We start from the raw sequence: 16,940 nt of genomic DNA on the forward strand, positions 1-16,940 counted from the left end.
ATAAGAAAAAATCGTTACTATCTTTTCCAAAAATAAAAACAAAAGCGGAGAGTGGCAAACTCTCCGCTCAATTTTTTCTACCATTTGAGTGTGGAATTATTCTGTCGGTTCGTTGTTTGCTTCTTTGACTAAACGTTCAGGTTTAGAAGTAATGACGATTTTATCGTCTTTATCTAATTTTGCTTTAAGATCAGAGATCGTTGGATGATCAAGATAGAATTCGGCAATGCCATCTTCGATTTGTTCTTGGATCGTTCGACGTAATGGTCGTGCGCCCATTGCTGGATCGTAGCCAAGATCAACCAGCTTTTCTTTGACATTCGTAGGGACGTCCACATGCAATTGCTGAGCCGCCAACAATTGGTTGACATCATCAAGCATAAGAGTAACGATCGTCATCAAGTTTTCTTTTGATAAAGCACTGAACTCGATGATTCCATCAAAACGATTCAAGAATTCAGGTGTAAAGTAGTTGTTCAATTGATTCAAGACAGAACGAGTCACACCTTCACGGGCTGCACCAAAGCCAACATTGGCTTCTACTTTTCCGGTCCCAGCATTACTTGTCATAATGATGATCGTATCTTTGAAGCTGACTGTCCGACCTTGCGCATCAGTCAAACGTCCATCATCTAAGATTTGTAGGAACATGTGTAAGACATCTGGATGTGCTTTTTCTACTTCATCAAGCAGAACCAAACTATACGGATTTCTACGTACTTTTTCAGTCAATTGACCAGCTTCTTCATAGCCGACATAGCCTGGAGGGGAACCAATCAATTTTGCGACACTGTGTTTTTCCATGTATTCGGACATATCGAAACGGATCATTGATTCTTCAGATCCAAATAACTCGTAGGCGAGTTGTTTCGCTAATTCTGTCTTACCAACACCAGTAGGACCAACAAATAAGAAAGAACCAATTGGACGGTTTTTCTTGCTTAAACCAACTCGATTACGACGAATAGCTTTGGCTACCCGATCCACCGCATTATCTTGCCCGATGACATGTTTTTTCAAGTCGTCAGCTAAGTTTTTCAATTGAGTTTGTTCTTTTTCTTTTAGTTCACCGACAGGGATGCCTGTACGTTGTTCAACGATTTTTTCCATGTCTTTCTCAGAGATCACTGGGATTTCTTCTTCTGAAAGTTGACGTTCTTGCATTTTTTTCAACTTATTGATTTGATCGCGATAATAAGCTGCTTTTTCGAAATCTTCTTCTTTAGAAGCCAACAATTTTTGTTCTTCCGCTTCTTCCAATTTCTTTTCGATCATTTTTGGGTCAACGATTTGGATCGTCAAGTTTTTCTTAGATCCTGTTTCATCAAGTAGATCAATGGCTTTATCCGGTAAAAAACGATCTTGGATATAACGATTAGATAATCTAGCCGCAGCTTCGATCGCAGCATCTGTGTATTTGACATGATGGTAATCTTCATAGCGTTTTTGTAACCCTTGTAAAATACTGATCGTTTCATCTACAGAAGGTTCATCGACACGAACAGGTTGCATCCGTCGCTCTAACGCAGCATCTTTTTCAATGATCCGGTATTCATTCAATGTCGTTGCCCCAACCATTTGTAATTCACCACGAGCTAACGCAGGTTTTAGTATATTTCCGGCATCCATGTTACCATCACCAGCTGAACCAGCCCCAACGATTTCATGAACTTCGTCAATAAATAAAATGACATTTTCTGCTTGTCTGATTTCTTCGATCAGTTTTTGCATCCGTTCTTCAAATTGCCCTCTGATTCCTGTACCTTGGACAAGTGAAACGACATCTAAGCGAATCACTTCTTTATCAAGTAATTTTTGTGGGACATCGCCATCAACGATTTTTTGTGCGAGACCTTCAACAACAGCCGTTTTACCAACACCTGGCTCACCAATCAAGACAGGGTTGTTTTTTGTACGGCGATTCAAGATCTCGATCACGCGCTTGATTTCATCATCCCGTCCAATAACAGGGTCGATTTCTCCTTGTCGCGCTTCTTCTGTGATATTGATACCGTATTCGCCTAAAAGACCATCTGAAGCAGGGCCTTGTGGCGGTTGTCCACCATTAAAGTTGTTGTTCCCACCAAATTGAGTAGGGGGTGTTTGTTCAAAATTGCCTTGTTGTTGCATTTGACGAGACATCGAACGAAATAGATCGTCCAGACTCCCAAAGCCAAATGGATCATTTTGGGCCATACTTGTTAGACCTCCATTTTGCTGATTTTTGATTTTTTGGTAACAGCTCTGACAATAGTCAAGTTGTGTACGTTGACCATTGACAGTCGCATACAAGTGAATCGTTGCTTCATTTTTTCCACAGTTTTGACAAAGCATAAAACATTCACGTCCTTTCAAACATTGGTCAATAGGTCTATTTTACATCGCGTATTTCTCTTGGTAAAAGAATAACACTTGATCAAAAAGCCTTTAAAAGTCATAATGAGTTGACCATTACTGACCATTTAGTTTTATTATACTAAAATTTTGAAGAGACGCAAGCAATTGATTCTTTCCCTCAGGCAATGGTAATAAACTATTTGGCTGGCAAGTTTAAGTTGTGTTGGAATCTGGCAAGGACTATAGGTGAAATCTCACTAATAGATAATCTGCGCTACAATCAATGATTAGTGAGAAGAGCCTTGGGTTATAAAAAAACATAGATTGCCTTAAAATAGGAATAGTCAAAACCAAGCCCAAAACAAAACCACACAATAGTTTACTGGATTTTCTCTCAATTTAAATGAAAACTGTTGTATCTAAGGAAAAAAAATGGTAATCTTTACAGATGAAAGGGTTCATCTGATTAGTTCTATCATGGATTGCTAAAAAAGAAAACCCTCACATAAAAACAACACTCACTTAAAGGAGACCGATTAATATGGAAAAGAAAGAATTTCACGTAGTAGCAGAAACTGGGATCCACGCACGTCCAGCTACACTATTAGTACAAACAGCAAGCAAATTTAACTCTGATGTAAACTTAGAGTATAAAGGTAAATCAGTAAACTTAAAATCTATCATGGGCGTTATGTCTTTAGGTGTAGGTCAAGGTTCTGACGTTACTATCACTGCTGAAGGTGCTGACGAAGCTGACGCTATGGCAGCTATCGTTGAAACAATGAAGAAAGAAGGCTTATCTGAATAATGGTTGAAATGCTAAAAGGGATCGCCGCTAGTGACGGAGTAGCCGTTGCAAAAGCTTACCTGCTAGTTCAACCGGATTTATCATTCAGTAAGACGACAGTTGAGGATACTTCAGCTGAAGAAGCTCGCTTAGATGATGCTTTAGCAAAATCAACTGAAGAATTACAACAAATTCGTGAAAAAGCAGCGCAAAGCTTAGGTGAAGCAGAAGCGCAAGTATTTGACGCACATTTAATGGTTCTTTCAGATCCTGAAATGATAGGTCAAATCAAACAAAACATCAAAGATAACAGTGTAAATGCTGAATCAGCTCTTAAAGAAGTAACGGATATGTATATCGGTATGTTCGAAGCTATGGAAGATAATGCTTACATGCAAGAACGTGCAGCAGATATTCGTGACGTTGCAAAACGTATTTTAGCACATCTTCTAGGTGTGACTTTACCAAACCCTTCAATGATCAATGAAGAAGTTGTTGTCGTGGCGCATGATTTGACGCCAAGTGACACTGCTCAGTTAGATCGTAACTTCGTAAAAGCTTTTGTAACAGATATCGGTGGACGGACATCGCATTCTGCAATCATGGCTCGTTCTCTTGAAATTCCAGCAATCGTTGGAACAAAAGAAATCACTGCGAAGGTAAAAGAAGGCGTAATGTTAGCTGTTAATGGAATCGAAGGCGACGTAGTCATTGAGCCAACAGCAGAACAAAAAGCCGAATTTGAAAAAATCGGTGCAGATTATGCTGCACAAAAAGCAGAATGGGAAAAACTGAAACATGCTGAGACAGTGACTGCCGATGGCAAACACTTTGAATTAGCAGCCAACATTGGTACACCTAAAGATTTAGTCGGTGTACACAACAATGGTGGTGAAGCAGTTGGCCTCTATCGTACTGAATTCCTTTATATGGATTCACCAGATTTTCCTACTGAAGAAGACCAATACGTTGCTTACAAAGCAGTATTGGAAGGAATGGAAGGAAAACCTGTCGTTGTTCGTACAATGGATATCGGTGGAGATAAAGAATTACCATACTTGCAATTGCCGCATGAAATGAATCCTTTCTTAGGATACCGTGCATTACGTATCAGCTTGTCAGAACAAGGTGACGATATGTTCCGTACGCAAATGCGTGCGTTATTACGTGCCTCTGTACATGGAAACTTGCGTATCATGTTCCCAATGGTTGCTACACTAAAAGAATTCCGTGGTGCAAAAGCAATCTTTGAAGAAGAAAAACAAAAATTAGTAAATGAAGGCATTGAAGTCTCTGATTCGATCCAAGTAGGGATCATGATCGAGATTCCAGCTGCAGCCGTTATTGCGGACAAATTTGCTAAAGAAGTTGACTTCTTCTCAGTAGGAACAAACGACTTGATCCAATACACAATGGCAGCTGACCGTATGAACGAACGTGTTTCATACTTGTACCAACCATACAACCCATCAATTCTACGTTTGATCAAAAACGTCATTGATGCAGCACACGCTGAAGGTAAATGGGCTGGTATGTGTGGAGAAATGGCCGGCGATCAAATGGCTGTTCCTTTACTAGTCGGTATGGGATTAGATGAGTTCTCAATGAGTGCAACATCAATCTTAAAAACTCGTAGCTTGATGAAACGTTTAGATACAAGCAAAATGGCTGAACTTGCGGATCGCGCCTTAAATGAGTGCGATACAATGGAAGAAGTCGTAGAACTTGTTAATGAATATCTAGCTTGATTTTAAGAACAGGCACAGTATTTTGCTGTGCCTGTTTTTTTTGTCTTCCGATAATAAAAAAGAAAATTCCGTGCCATCTTACAAGTTTGTTGGGAAAAAATCGGACTTAAGGTTGAGTGACAGCTTTCACGCTGTGTTATAATATAAGAGTGAGGGGGAACGTAGATGAAGGTATTATTATATTTTGAAAGTGAGAAGATGCTTTCTAAGTCCGGCATTGGTCGTGCACTTGATCATCAAAAACGTGCTCTTAAGGATGTAGGGATCTCCTATACTTTAGATAGTAAAGAAGACTATGATATTTTGCACATCAATACATATGGTATCAATAGTCACAACATGGTCAACAAAGCGCGTAGAGACGGTAAAAAAATTATTTATCATGCGCATTCAACGGAGGAAGATTTCCGTAATTCCTTTATCGGTTCGAATCAATTAGCACCGTTAGTGAAAAAATATTTAGTTGGGTTGTATGAAAAGGCAGATTACTTGATTACACCAACCCCATATTCAAAAAAATTGTTACAAAGCTATGGTATTGATTTACCAATCCAATCCATTTCCAATGGGATCGATTTAGAAAAATACCAGCCAGATCCTGTCAAAGAACAAAATTTCAGGAAATATTTCAATCTTTCACCAGATCAAAAAGTGATTATTTGTGTAGGACTTTTCTTTGCTAGAAAAGGAATCATTGACTTTGTTGAAATAGCCAAGCAATTGCCAGAATATACATTTATCTGGTTTGGCCATGTTCCGATGTATTCGATCCCAAGCAACATCCGTAAAATCGTGAAAGAGGATCATCCAGATAATGTTATTTTTCCAGGCTATATTCGTGGAGAAATCATCGAAGGAGCTTACTCAGGGGCGGATCTGTTCTTTTTCCCTTCATATGAAGAAACAGAAGGTATTGTGGTACTTGAAGCTTTAGCAAGTAAACAAAATGTGTTAGTCCGTGATATCCCAGTTTATGATGGTTGGCTTGAAGATCAAAAAAATTGTTATATGGGACGAAACAATCAAGAATTTTCTGAACTTATTCAAAAAATCATTCGACATGAAGTGCCTAGTCTAGTTGAATCTGGCTATCAAACGGCTGAAGAACGAAGTATCAAAAGAATTGGTGAACAACTTCAATCCGTTTATGAACAAGTGCTAAAAGCATCAGATTCTTCAAATGAACAAATGCAAGAATCAAAATAAAGGTAGTTTGGAGGCGAAAAAAGATGAAAATCGGCTTTTTTACCGATACCTATTTTCCGCAGGTAAGTGGCGTAGCGACATCGATCAAGACATTAAAAGAAGAACTCGAAAAAATGGGACATGACGTGTATATATTCACGACAACAGATCCCAATGCAGACAAGTTAGAAAAAGATGTGATTCGTATGCCAAGTGTTCCTTTTGTCTCATTTAAAGAACGTCGAGTAGTGGTACGAGGAATGTGGTATGCCTATTTAGTGGCAAAAGAGTTAGAGTTAGATCTTATCCATACTCACACTGAGTTTGGAGCAGGTGTTCTTGGAAAGATGGTCGCGAAAAAATTAAAAATCCCATCGATCCATACGTATCACACGATGTACGAAGATTATCTCCATTACATTGCAAAAGGAAAAGTGATTCGACAATCTCATGTCAAATACTTATCTCGACTATTTGTAAACCATACAACAGGTGTGGTTTGTCCGAGTGAGCGTGTCATCGAAACATTGCGAAGTTATGGGGTGACAGCACCATTACGAGTGATACCGACTGGGATCGATATAGACAAATTCAAACGCCCAGAAATCACACAAGAACAAATCAAAGAGCTACGCACTTCATTAGGGATCAAGGAAAACGGTTTGATGATTTTATCTTTAAGTCGAATCTCTTATGAAAAAAATATCCAAGCGTTGATCCAAGGATTCCCAGAAGTCATCAAACACTATCCTGATGCACGACTAGTCATAGTTGGGAATGGACCTTATGTTGAACAGCTAAAAGAATTGATCGCGTCACTGGATTTAGCTGAGGTGGTTCAATTTACTGGAGAAGTCGATAACAATGATGTCGCATTTTATTATCGTGCGGCTGATTATTTTGTGTGTGCGTCGACATCAGAAACGCAAGGACTGACGTATACAGAAGCAATGGCAGCTGGTACACCATGTGTAGTTGAAGGAAATGATTACTTAAATCGTTTATTTGATCATGCTTCCCTTGGACGAACTTTCGAACGGGACGAAGACTTTGCTCCTGCACTTATTGATTATATTGAAAGCAAAGTTGAAAAAAATCCAGAAGTGTTTGAGAAGAAACTTTTCGAGATCTCTGCGACTCATTTTGGTCAATCAATGATCGAATTTTATGAAGATATGCTTGTTTATTACAAAGAAGAGATGCGTAAAAAAGAAGAAGAAGCATCCATTGAACGGATTAAAATTAAATTAAATTCGTTCAAAAGATAAAAAAACAGTGAATAATCCTAAAAAAATCCTTGTTTCTAGCGTATACTAGCATAGAAACAAGGATTTTATCGTTTAGGAGGACAAAAGATGAAAATTGGTTTTATCGGCACAGGAGTCATGGGAAGCGCAATTGTTCGTCATTTACAAAAAGCTTGTCATGAACTGACTGTTTATAATCGCACGAAAGCAAAAGCTGCACCGCTTATAGAAGAAGGGGCAGTATGGGCAGATAGTCCACAAGAAGTAGCTGAGACGAGCCAAGTCGTCTTTACAATGGTTGGGTACCCTCAAGATGTGGAAGAGATCTATTATGGTGAGAAAGGCATTTTCCGAGCAGGCTTAAGTGGGAAAACAGTCGTTGATTTAACGACAAGTACCCCAACACTTGCAGAGAAAATTGCAGCGAGCGCACAAGAGCTCGGAGCAGAAGCCTTAGATGCGCCTGTCTCAGGAGGCGATCTAGGTGCAAAAAACGGGACTTTAACGATCATGGTTGGTGGAAAAGAGCATGTTTACGAGCAAGTATTACCACTATTTCGTGAGTTTGGAACAACGTTTACCTTACATGGATCAGCTGGAAAAGGGCAACACACAAAAATGGCAAACCAGATCATGATTGCCGGTACAATGACTGGCATGACAGAGATGATCGTTTATGCACAGAAAGCTGATTTAGACTTGGAAAAAGTGATTGCGACGCTTTCAGGTGGCAGTGCGGCGAATTGGTCATTGAGTAACTATGCACCACGTATTTTACAAGAGAATTATACACCCGGTTTTTTTGTCAAACATTTCATCAAAGATTTAAAGATTGCTTTGGCAGAAGCAGACAAAGTAGGGTTGAACTTACCAGCGACAAAAGAAGCACGAAAGCTATATGAACAGCTAGCAGAAAAGGGTTTTGAGAACGATGGAACGCAAGCATTGATCAAGCTTTGGTGGGAAGATGGCAGACAGCCGAAAAAAAAATCCTAAAAAACTAGTTTTTTTGGAGAAAATCAATGCAAGTCGACGATGCTTTTGATACAATATAACAGAACTAAGAAAAGGAGGACCTCCGATGGCACATTCACAATTAGTCGCAATCATTAAACGACTGGAGGCTATGGTCGAATCAGCAGACAATGAGCTGCAAGTTCGTCGCTTTGAAAAAGAGGGCGTAGAAAAATGTACCGTAACTTATGATAAAGCGACAGAAACATTTGAACTAACTGAAACAGACACACATCAACAATACGAATTCGACAATATCGATATCGTTGCGATGGAGATCTATGATTTGATTCAATAAGATTTCGAGCTAGCTAAAAGAGCCTGGGATTCAACCAATTGGTTGGATTCCAGACTCTTTTTTTGATTGTTGTTCGTCTTTTACCAGTTTACGTTGGTAGCTGATCAAGATTTGAACAGGATCAATTTCTTCCTGAGACAGTTGTCGCTTGAGTGACAACCTGTTGTCTTTTTCATAATAGAAATGAGGCGCTTGTCCAGGCTCTGTAATCGTTGTGTCAGCCACTTGACCGTATGAAACCAAGAAATGTTTGATCTTGTTCTCATCGCTAGCTAACGGCATGCTCAATGTGATTCTCGGTGTTCGCAAAAATCTTTTTTGTTCTTGTATTCGATGAGTAAAATACGTTACCAATTCAATATCCCTTTGAAGAATAGCTGCCTTTTCAAAATTAAGCTGCTCAATAAAATGCAACTGACGTTTTTTTAAATAGCCTAATAATTTCTTATTTCTTCCCTGTAATAAGCCTTGGATCTCTTTTTTCTTTTGTTCAAAAGTCCAATCTTTTATTTCTGGAAGTTGGGCTTGTAATGCTAAATGACTGATTTCAGATAACCATGGCATTTGGTAGTTTTCTTCAATAATGCGTAGAATACTTGGCATTTTTTTATAAAGACGAAAAGGTCCATAAGTTCTTGCAGTAGGGATATTCGTGAGAAAAAGACCATCGGATTGAATATGTAAATAGTTATAGTTGTCAAAATAATTCATCCGACGATTATAGATCGGGCGATAGTGTTGGATCAGTTGACACTCTAATAATAAAGCATCTAATTCTGTATCAACGACAACGACCTCAAAATCAGCAATCGAACGAACTAAGCGCAAGACTTTTTTCGAGTGTTGTTTATTTTGATAAAAATACGTACTTACGCGATTTTTTAGATTTTTAGCTTTACCTACATAAATGATTTTACCTTCGCTATTTTTCATCAAATAAACACCAGGTAACAAAGGTAGGTTTTTTAATTTCTCTTTTAAGTGCATATGCGCTCCCCTAATTGAAATTGAATTAAAAAGATTATAACAGATTTCCGAAAATGAACAATAAAAGCTATCATATTTTATAAATAAATTATGGAGATACTTTGATAATCAAAATATTTTTTTTATATCTATATTTTAATTTTCAGTAAATAAAACGTTGATATATAAGCATTTCTTTTAAAATGAAAAATTAAAAAAATTTAATAATGCAAAAAAATTTAGTTAAAAGGTTGCATTTTGAAAAAAGTTAAGATATAGTTTGAACATCAAAAGATTTGATAATCAAACTAATTTTAGTGGATGGTGGAACATGGAACCTGATTTTAATACAGTAAATGATTATCTCGTTAGTGTCTTCAATGATATTTTGACGATCGAAGAATCCGAATTAAAAAAGTCACAATTCAAAGATCTGTCGATTACAGAGATGCATACAATCGAGGCAATCGGTATGTACAAGAAAAAGACAACTTCAGAAGTAGCCAAAGAACTGTCGATTACTGTTGGGACCTTGACCACTGCTATCAACAAGTTAGTTAGGAAAGGCTACGTTGAGCGTATCCGTAGTGAAGACGACCGACGAGTGGTGAAGCTGGGGTTGACCAAAAAAGGTAAGTTACTTTACCGTGTGCATCAGCATTTCCATCGTGAAATGGTCAAAAACATCATGGACGGTATGGCTACCGACGAACAACAAGCTTTGCTGTCTGCATTGAAAAACTTGCATGATTTCTTGCGAGATTACAAGTGAGGAAGTTTAATGGAACAATTTGGAACGATCACAGCAACGGCAAGTGTCTTACCGGAAAAAATCATCACAAACGATGATCTCTCAAAAATGATGGACACTTCGGATGAATGGATTTCATCCCGTACAGGAATTAAAGAGAGACATTGTGTGACCGAGCAGGAGACTTCCGATTTGTGTTACCTCGTTGCCGAAAAATTACTAAAGAAAAAAACACTCGATCCAAAGGAACTCGATTTTATTATCGTTGCTACGATGTCGCCTGATTATACATCGCCTTCTGTCGCAACTTTAGTTCAAGGAAGGATCGGCGCAACCAAAGCAATCGCCTTTGATATCAGCGCCGCATGTTCAGGATTTGTTTATGCCTTGAGTGTTGCAGAGAAACTGATTCGCTGTGGCTCAATGAAAGGTTTAGTAATTGGTGGCGAAACATTATCTAAACTGATCGATTGGACGGATCGTTCAACCGCTGTCTTGTTTGGTGATGGTGCTGGTGGGATTTTGTTAGAAGCTGGCTCAGATCAAAAATTATTGAGAGAATCGCTAGCGGCAGATGGTTCGCGTGCGCAATCTCTTACTTCTGGCTATCTACCAAATCAATCGCCTTTATACACGAAAGATTCAGAAGGTTCTTACTATTTAAAAATGGTTGGACGGGATATTTTTGACTTTGCTGTAAGAGACGTCGCGATGAACATCAAGGAACTCATTCAAGACACACCTGTTGATTATCTGCTTTTGCATCAAGCAAACTTACGAATCATCGAAAAGATTGCTCGCAAGGTAAAAATTCCCCAGGAGCAATTCCTAACGAACATGGATAAATATGGCAATACTTCCGCAGCAAGCATCCCGATTCTTTTAGATGAAGCGATAGAAAGCGGAAAAATTACCTTAGGTCAAAAACAAAAAGTGGTATTTACAGGTTATGGTGGAGGATTGACATGGGGAAGTATCCTCATGGAACTATAAACTGATAAAAATAAAAAATATAAAATAAAGAAACAATATCGGAGGAATTATCATATGGTATTCGAAAAAATTCAAGAAATCATTGCGGAAGAATTAGGGAAAGACACAGAAGAAATCAAATTAACGACAAACATCCAAGAAGACCTTGAAGCAGATAGCTTGGATTTATTCCAAATCATCAACGAGATCGAAGATGAATTTGATGTGAAAATCGAAACAGAAGACGGCATCAAAACAGTTCAAGATTTAGTCACTTATGTTGAAAAACAAACTGCATAATCATCAAGATTAGGTTGGGGGCTGGGACATTTTCCGAAAAAGGAATGTCTTAGCCTTTTTTTAAATGAAACAAAAAGCTATCTATCCTGAATATAAATTGGAGACTATGATGAAAACAGCATTTTTATTTAGCGGACAAGGTGCACAATACCAAGGAATGGGTCAAGACCTCTACCATGAACCCATCGTGAAACAGACTTTTGATGAAGCTAGTCAGATCTTGGGCTATGATATGGCGGAGCTTTGTTTTTCAACAAATGAACGTTTGGATCAAACGATCTATACGCAGCCGGCTATTTTGACTGTCAGCATTGCGTTCTATCGTTTGCTAAAAGAACATAGGATCACTCCTCAAGCCGTTTTAGGGCTTAGTTTAGGTGAGTATTCTGCTTTAGTAGCCAGTGGTGCGCTCTCCTTTAGTGAAGCAGTCGCATTGGTCGAAAAAAGAGGCACGTTTATGACAGACGCTGCACCTACCGGTAGTGGGAAAATGGTAGCTGTGATGAATGCACCGGTAGATGTTATCGAGAGCTGTTGTAAGCAGGCGGAAGAAATGGGGATCGTTTCCCCTGCAAATTACAATACACCCCAGCAAATCGTCATCGGAGGCGAAGAAAAAGCAGTGGATCAAGCGGTAGCACTATTACAAGAACAAGGGATCAAACGAATGATCCCACTCAATGTAAGTGGCCCTTTCCATACAGCAATCTTAGAACCTGCTGCTAGACAATTAGCGGAGGAACTAAGCAAGATCGTTTTTTCAGAACCTGAAATACCTGTGATCAGCAACACCACGACAGAGATCATGACGAAAGAAAGAATCCCAGGTTTACTTGAACAACAAGTGATGAAACCCGTTCGTTTTTACGAAAGTATCGAAAAACTTAAAGATTTAGGAATCGACCAAGTGGTCGAAGTCGGGCCCGGTAAAGTATTAAGTGGCTTTATGAAAAAAATCGACAAGTCGATCGCCGTTGCACGTGTGGAGAATCAACAAACATTTGAAGAAACAATCAATCGATTGTCATAGGAGGCAAGTTATGGACGTAACTGGAAAAAATGTATTTATTACAGGCAGTACACGAGGAATTGGTGAAGCAATCGCTTTAGCCTTTGCCAAAGCAGGCGCAAACATCTTCTTAAATGGTCGTGGAGAGATCCCAGCCGAAAAAATCAATGCGATCAAAGCGCATGGGGTTGAATGTGTAGGGATCTCAGGTGATATCTCCGATTATGATAAAGCAGGAGAGATGATCAAAGAAGCAGAACAGCAGCTGGGTTCTGTCGATATTTTGGTCAATAATGCGGGAGTTACGAATGATAAACTTGTCTTACGTATGGATGCAGATGATTTCAAAAAATGTTTGGATATCAATCTAACAGGAACTTTCAATATGACACAGCACGTGTTAAAGAAAATGATGAAAAAAAGAGAAGGCGCGATCATCAATCTTTCAAGTGTTTCAGGATTGATCGGTAACTTGGGTCAAGCCAATTATGCAGCAAGTAAAGCAGGAGTTGTCGGTTTTACTAAATCTGTGGCAAGAGAAGTTGCCACACGAGGAATCACATGTAATGTGATTGCTCCGGGGTTTGTCACTACAGATATGACAGATGTATTATCCGAAAAAGTAAGAGAACAAGCAGAAAAACAAATTCCAATGCAACATTTCGGCCAAGTGGAAGATATTGCGGAAGCCGCATTGTTCTTAGCGAAAAGCTCGTATATCACAGGGCAAGTCATCAATGTTGACGGCGGATTGGTCATGCACGGATAGGGAGGAAAATTTATGAATCGAGTAGTAATTACAGGTTATGGAGTCACTTCACCGATCGGTAATGATGCAGATAGTTTTTTAGCTAGTTTAAAAGCTGGGACGAATGGCATTGCACCGATCACAAAATTTGATGCAACAGATACAGGAATCACTTTAGCAGGTGAAGTAAAAGACTTTCCTTTTGATAAATACTTTGTAAAAAAAGATAGCAAACGGATGGATATGTTTTCAATCTATGGCATTTATGCTGCGATGGAAGCATTGACGATGAGTGGGATCGAAAAAGAAACGATCAACCAAGATCGTTTTGGCGTTATCGTTGGCTCTGGGATTGGTGGTTTACCAACGATCGAAAGCCAAGTCATCCGCATGCACGACAAAGGAGCCAATCGTGTATCACCAATGTTTGTTCCAATGTCGATCGCCAATATGGCAGCTGGTAATATTGCGTTGCGTGTAGGGGCGAAAGGAATTTGTACGTCGATCGTGACCGCTTGTGCCAGTGGAACGAATGCGATTGGTGAAGCATTCCGCAACATCAAACATGGTTATTCCGATATCATCCTTGCAGGTGGAACAGAAGCAACAATCTGTGAAATGGGGATCGCCGGATTTGCGGCATTGACTGCTTTGTCAACATCGACAGATCCTGAACGTGGTTCGATGCCATTTGATGAAGACCGTAATGGTTTTGTTATGGGTGAAGGGGCAGGAGTATTAGTCCTTGAATCACTGGAGCATGCACAAGCTCGTGGCGCAAAAATTTATGGTGAAGTCGTGGGTTACGGCTCAAATTGTGATGCTTACCATATGACAGCTCCAACACCAGATGGTTCTGGTGCGTCAAAAGCAATGAAATTGGCGATGGAAGAAGCCGGGATCGATGCAAAAGAAGTGGGCTATATCAACGCACACGGAACAAGTACACCTGCAAATGATCAAGCAGAAGCTAAAGCGATTCAAATCGCATTAGGACACTCTTTCAAAGAAACCTATGTCAGCAGTACGAAATCAATGACTGGTCACTTATTAGGTGCTGCAGGTGGGATTGAGGCGCTTGCCACTTTGATGGCGTTAGAGCATCAGTTTATTCCACCAAACATCAATGTTGAAAAACAAGATCCTGAAATCGATCTGAACGTTGTGATCAACGAAAGTAAACCAGCTGAACTGTCTTATGCCATGAGTAATTCATTAGGATTTGGTGGACATAATGCTGTACTATGTATGAAACGCTGGGAGGAATAATGTTGAAGATCAATGAAATCAAAGAATTAGTCAGTCAATTTGATCAGTCAACTTTAACAGAATTTGACTTGAAAGACGGACAATTTGAATTATATATGAATAAAAATGAAATGAGTCGGGGAATGGGGCAAACAGTACCAACAACGAGTGCTTCTGAACCACAACCTCAACAAGTTGTACCGGCTTTACCAAAAGAAGAAAGCCATTCTGTTCAACCAGAAGCAGTTGCGCCGACAATTGATGGGACTGAAGTGAAATCACCAATCGTTGGAATCGTCTATCTACAACCATCTCCTGACAAACCAGCATTCAAAAAAGTAGGAGATAAAGTCGCTAAGGGTGAAGTGATCTGTATCATTGAAGCAATGAAATTGATGAACGAAGTAACGAGTGATGTCGATGGTGAGATCGTTGCGATCTTGATCGACAATGAAGAAGTCGTAGAATACGGACAACCACTCTTTATCATCCAACCAAATTAAGCCAAGGAGAACCAGACCTATGAATATACAAGAAATCAAAGAAATCATCCCTCATCGCTATCCGCTGTTGCTGATTGATCGAGTGGAAGAAATCGTCGAAGGCGAACGGATCGTTGCTAAAAAAAATGTGACGATCAATGAACCTTTTTTCCAAGGACATTTTCCAGAAGAACCTGTGATGCCGGGGGTATTGATCGTAGAAGCGATGGCCCAAGCAGGAGCAGTAGCTCTATTATCATTGGAACAGTTCAAAGGAAAAACTGCTTACTTTGGCGGATTAGATAAAGCGAAGTTTCGTAAAAAAGTGACTCCTGGAGATACGTTGATATTAGAAGTGGAAATCACTAAAATCAAGTCTTCTGCAGGAATAGGCAAAGGAATTGCAAAAGTGGACGGCAAAAAAGTTGCTGAAGCTGAATTAACCTTTATGATTGGATAGGTGAGTTATGTTTTCAAAAGTCTTGATAGCAAATCGCGGCGAAATAGCCGTACGGATCATTCGTGCCTGCCGTGAGCTTGGAATCCAAACCGTTGCGGTCTATTCTGAAGCGGATGCGGAGGCATTACACACACAATTAGCAGACGAAGCCGTCTGCATCGGTCCTGCAAGAGCAACAGATTCCTATTTGAATGTACAAGCAGTTCTAAGTGCAGCCATCGTTACAAAAGCAGAAGCAATCCATCCTGGATTTGGATTCTTATCTGAGAACAGTCGATTTGCTTCGATGTGTGAAGAATGTAATATCGTCTTTATTGGACCTAAAAGCAAAACGATCGATGATATGGGGAATAAAATCAACGCACGTCAGTTGATGCAACAAGCAGATGTTCCTGTGATCCCAGGTAGTGATGGTGTGCTATCGACTGTTGAAGAAGCACTGGAAGTGGCAGAAAAAATTGGCTATCCAGTGATGCTCAAAGCCGCCGCTGGTGGTGGCGGTAAAGGAATCCGCAAAGTCTTGTCAAAAGAAGAATTACCACAACATTTTTCATCCGCCCAACAAGAGGCAGCAGCTGCTTTTGGTAACGATGATATGTATTTGGAAAAAATCATTTATCCCGCAAGACATATTGAAGTACAAATATTAGGTGATCAATTTGGTCATGTTCTGCATCTAGGTGAACGTGATTGTTCCTTACAACGGAATAATCAAAAAGTCTTAGAAGAATCACCATCTGTTGTGATCTCTGAGGAAAAACGAAATCACTTAGGTGCAGCAGCTGTCAGAGCAGCAAAGGCAGTGAATTATGAAAATGCAGGAACAATCGAATTTTTAATGGATGAATCCGGTGATTTTTATTTTATGGAAATGAACACCCGCATCCAAGTCGAGCATCCAGTAACTGAAATGGTCACAAATATCGATTTAGTTAAAAAACAAATCGAGGTTGCGGCTGGACGACCATTAGAGATCCAACAAGAAGAGATCATTTTCCAAGGTCATGCGATTGAATGCCGGATCAATGCAGAAAATCCAGCATTTCATTTCGCTCCTTCGCCAGGTAAAATCAAGAATTTGTTGCTGCCAGCTGGTGGTATGGGATTAAGGGTCGACAGTGCGGTTTATTCAGGTTACACGATTCCGCCTTATTATGATTCAATGATTGCTAAGGTCATCGTACATGGCGATACACGTTTCGATGCGTTGATGAAAATGCAACGGGCATTGAGCGAGATCGTGACAGATGGCGTGATCACGAATGCTGAATTCCAAATGGATCTGATCAGTCACCCTGCCGTGATTGCTGGTGATTACAGTACCGCATTCTTACAAGAAGAGTTTTTACCAAATTGGATTCCCGAGACGGAGATAGGAGACGAATAAG

17 protein-coding genes are annotated in these 16,940 nt (G+C 39.6%); 15 read left to right on the top strand and 2 right to left on the bottom strand.

Features of this window, described 5'->3' with window-relative positions:
• Positions 1 to 96 precede the first annotated feature (96 nt).
• Positions 97 to 2,334 carry an ATP-dependent Clp protease ATP-binding subunit gene (locus tag IGJ14_RS04425; RefSeq protein WP_104871385.1) on the bottom strand — a complete coding sequence of 746 codons (2,238 nt, stop codon included), beginning with the start codon at positions 2,332 to 2,334 and terminating at the stop codon, positions 97 to 99.
• A 544-nt stretch (positions 2,335 to 2,878) separates the two neighbouring features.
• On the opposite strand from IGJ14_RS04425, the gene IGJ14_RS04430 reads away from it, so the two are divergent.
• From IGJ14_RS04430 to IGJ14_RS04455, 6 genes are all read left to right on the top strand, one after another.
• Positions 2,879 to 3,145 (top strand): phosphocarrier protein HPr, encoded by a 267-nt coding sequence (locus IGJ14_RS04430; RefSeq protein WP_002287602.1) that lies wholly within the window; start codon positions 2,879 to 2,881, stop codon positions 3,143 to 3,145.
• Positions 3,145 to 4,872, top strand: a complete 1,728-nt coding sequence (gene ptsP, locus IGJ14_RS04435; RefSeq protein WP_019723966.1) for a phosphoenolpyruvate--protein phosphotransferase — start codon at positions 3,145 to 3,147, stop codon at positions 4,870 to 4,872. Before IGJ14_RS04430 ends, ptsP begins: the two co-directional genes overlap by 1 nt.
• A gap of 165 nt (positions 4,873 to 5,037) precedes the next feature.
• Complete coding sequence (locus IGJ14_RS04440) at positions 5,038 to 6,078, top strand: glycosyltransferase family 4 protein (protein WP_104871384.1); 1,041 nt, start codon at positions 5,038 to 5,040, stop codon at positions 6,076 to 6,078.
• Positions 6,079 to 6,101: 23 nt separating this feature from the next.
• Positions 6,102 to 7,325: a glycosyltransferase family 4 protein gene (locus IGJ14_RS04445; RefSeq protein ID WP_108144146.1), complete on the top strand. Its 1,224-nt coding sequence runs from the start codon at positions 6,102 to 6,104 to the stop codon at positions 7,323 to 7,325.
• 87 nt (positions 7,326 to 7,412) lie between these two features.
• Positions 7,413 to 8,300, top strand: coding sequence for an NAD(P)-dependent oxidoreductase (locus tag IGJ14_RS04450; RefSeq protein WP_108144145.1), 888 nt, complete (start codon positions 7,413 to 7,415; stop codon positions 8,298 to 8,300).
• A gap of 85 nt (positions 8,301 to 8,385) precedes the next feature.
• Positions 8,386 to 8,616 (top strand): YkuJ family protein, encoded by a 231-nt coding sequence (locus tag IGJ14_RS04455; protein WP_010735881.1) that lies wholly within the window; start codon positions 8,386 to 8,388, stop codon positions 8,614 to 8,616.
• A gap of 30 nt (positions 8,617 to 8,646) precedes the next feature.
• Here the strand turns inward: IGJ14_RS04455 and IGJ14_RS04460 are convergent, their stop codons facing one another.
• Positions 8,647 to 9,603 carry a GIY-YIG nuclease family protein gene (locus IGJ14_RS04460; RefSeq protein WP_108144144.1) on the bottom strand — a complete coding sequence of 319 codons (957 nt, stop codon included), beginning with the start codon at positions 9,601 to 9,603 and terminating at the stop codon, positions 8,647 to 8,649.
• Between the two features lie 310 nt (positions 9,604 to 9,913).
• Between IGJ14_RS04460 and fabT the strand changes: the two genes are divergently transcribed.
• The 9 genes from fabT to IGJ14_RS04505 all read left to right on the top strand — a co-directional run bounded on the left by fabT (position 9,914) and on the right by IGJ14_RS04505 (position 16,939).
• Entirely contained in the window at positions 9,914 to 10,354 is a 441-nt protein-coding gene (fabT, locus tag IGJ14_RS04465; protein ID WP_010735879.1) for a fatty acid biosynthesis transcriptional regulator FabT, read from the top strand.
• Between the two features lie 9 nt (positions 10,355 to 10,363).
• Positions 10,364 to 11,326 (top strand): beta-ketoacyl-ACP synthase III, encoded by a 963-nt coding sequence (locus tag IGJ14_RS04470; protein ID WP_010735878.1) that lies wholly within the window; start codon positions 10,364 to 10,366, stop codon positions 11,324 to 11,326.
• Between the two features lie 54 nt (positions 11,327 to 11,380).
• The gene (locus IGJ14_RS04475) at positions 11,381 to 11,605 is read left to right on the top strand and encodes an acyl carrier protein (RefSeq protein ID WP_010735877.1); all 225 of its coding nucleotides are present in this window, start codon (positions 11,381 to 11,383) and stop codon (positions 11,603 to 11,605) included.
• Positions 11,606 to 11,714: 109 nt separating this feature from the next.
• Positions 11,715 to 12,635 (top strand): ACP S-malonyltransferase, encoded by a 921-nt coding sequence (gene fabD / locus IGJ14_RS04480; RefSeq protein ID WP_066025709.1) that lies wholly within the window; start codon positions 11,715 to 11,717, stop codon positions 12,633 to 12,635.
• A 10-nt stretch (positions 12,636 to 12,645) separates the two neighbouring features.
• Positions 12,646 to 13,383 (top strand): 3-oxoacyl-[acyl-carrier-protein] reductase, encoded by a 738-nt coding sequence (gene fabG, locus IGJ14_RS04485; protein ID WP_195339094.1) that lies wholly within the window; start codon positions 12,646 to 12,648, stop codon positions 13,381 to 13,383.
• Between the two features lie 12 nt (positions 13,384 to 13,395).
• Positions 13,396 to 14,631, top strand: coding sequence for a beta-ketoacyl-ACP synthase II (fabF, locus tag IGJ14_RS04490; protein WP_195339093.1), 1,236 nt, complete (start codon positions 13,396 to 13,398; stop codon positions 14,629 to 14,631).
• A 2-nt stretch (positions 14,632 to 14,633) separates the two neighbouring features.
• Entirely contained in the window at positions 14,634 to 15,113 is a 480-nt protein-coding gene (gene accB, locus IGJ14_RS04495; RefSeq protein WP_317742961.1) for an acetyl-CoA carboxylase biotin carboxyl carrier protein, read from the top strand.
• Between the two features lie 19 nt (positions 15,114 to 15,132).
• Complete coding sequence (gene fabZ / locus IGJ14_RS04500) at positions 15,133 to 15,552, top strand: 3-hydroxyacyl-ACP dehydratase FabZ (protein WP_010735872.1); 420 nt, start codon at positions 15,133 to 15,135, stop codon at positions 15,550 to 15,552.
• A 7-nt stretch (positions 15,553 to 15,559) separates the two neighbouring features.
• Positions 15,560 to 16,939: an acetyl-CoA carboxylase biotin carboxylase subunit gene (locus tag IGJ14_RS04505; protein WP_066025694.1), complete on the top strand. Its 1,380-nt coding sequence runs from the start codon at positions 15,560 to 15,562 to the stop codon at positions 16,937 to 16,939.
• Position 16,940: the final 1 nt, after the last annotated feature.

This window comes from Enterococcus sp. DIV1304_2, assembly GCF_050555445.1.
Classification (GTDB): Bacteria; Bacillota; Bacilli; order Lactobacillales; family Enterococcaceae; genus Enterococcus_B; species Enterococcus_B pernyi.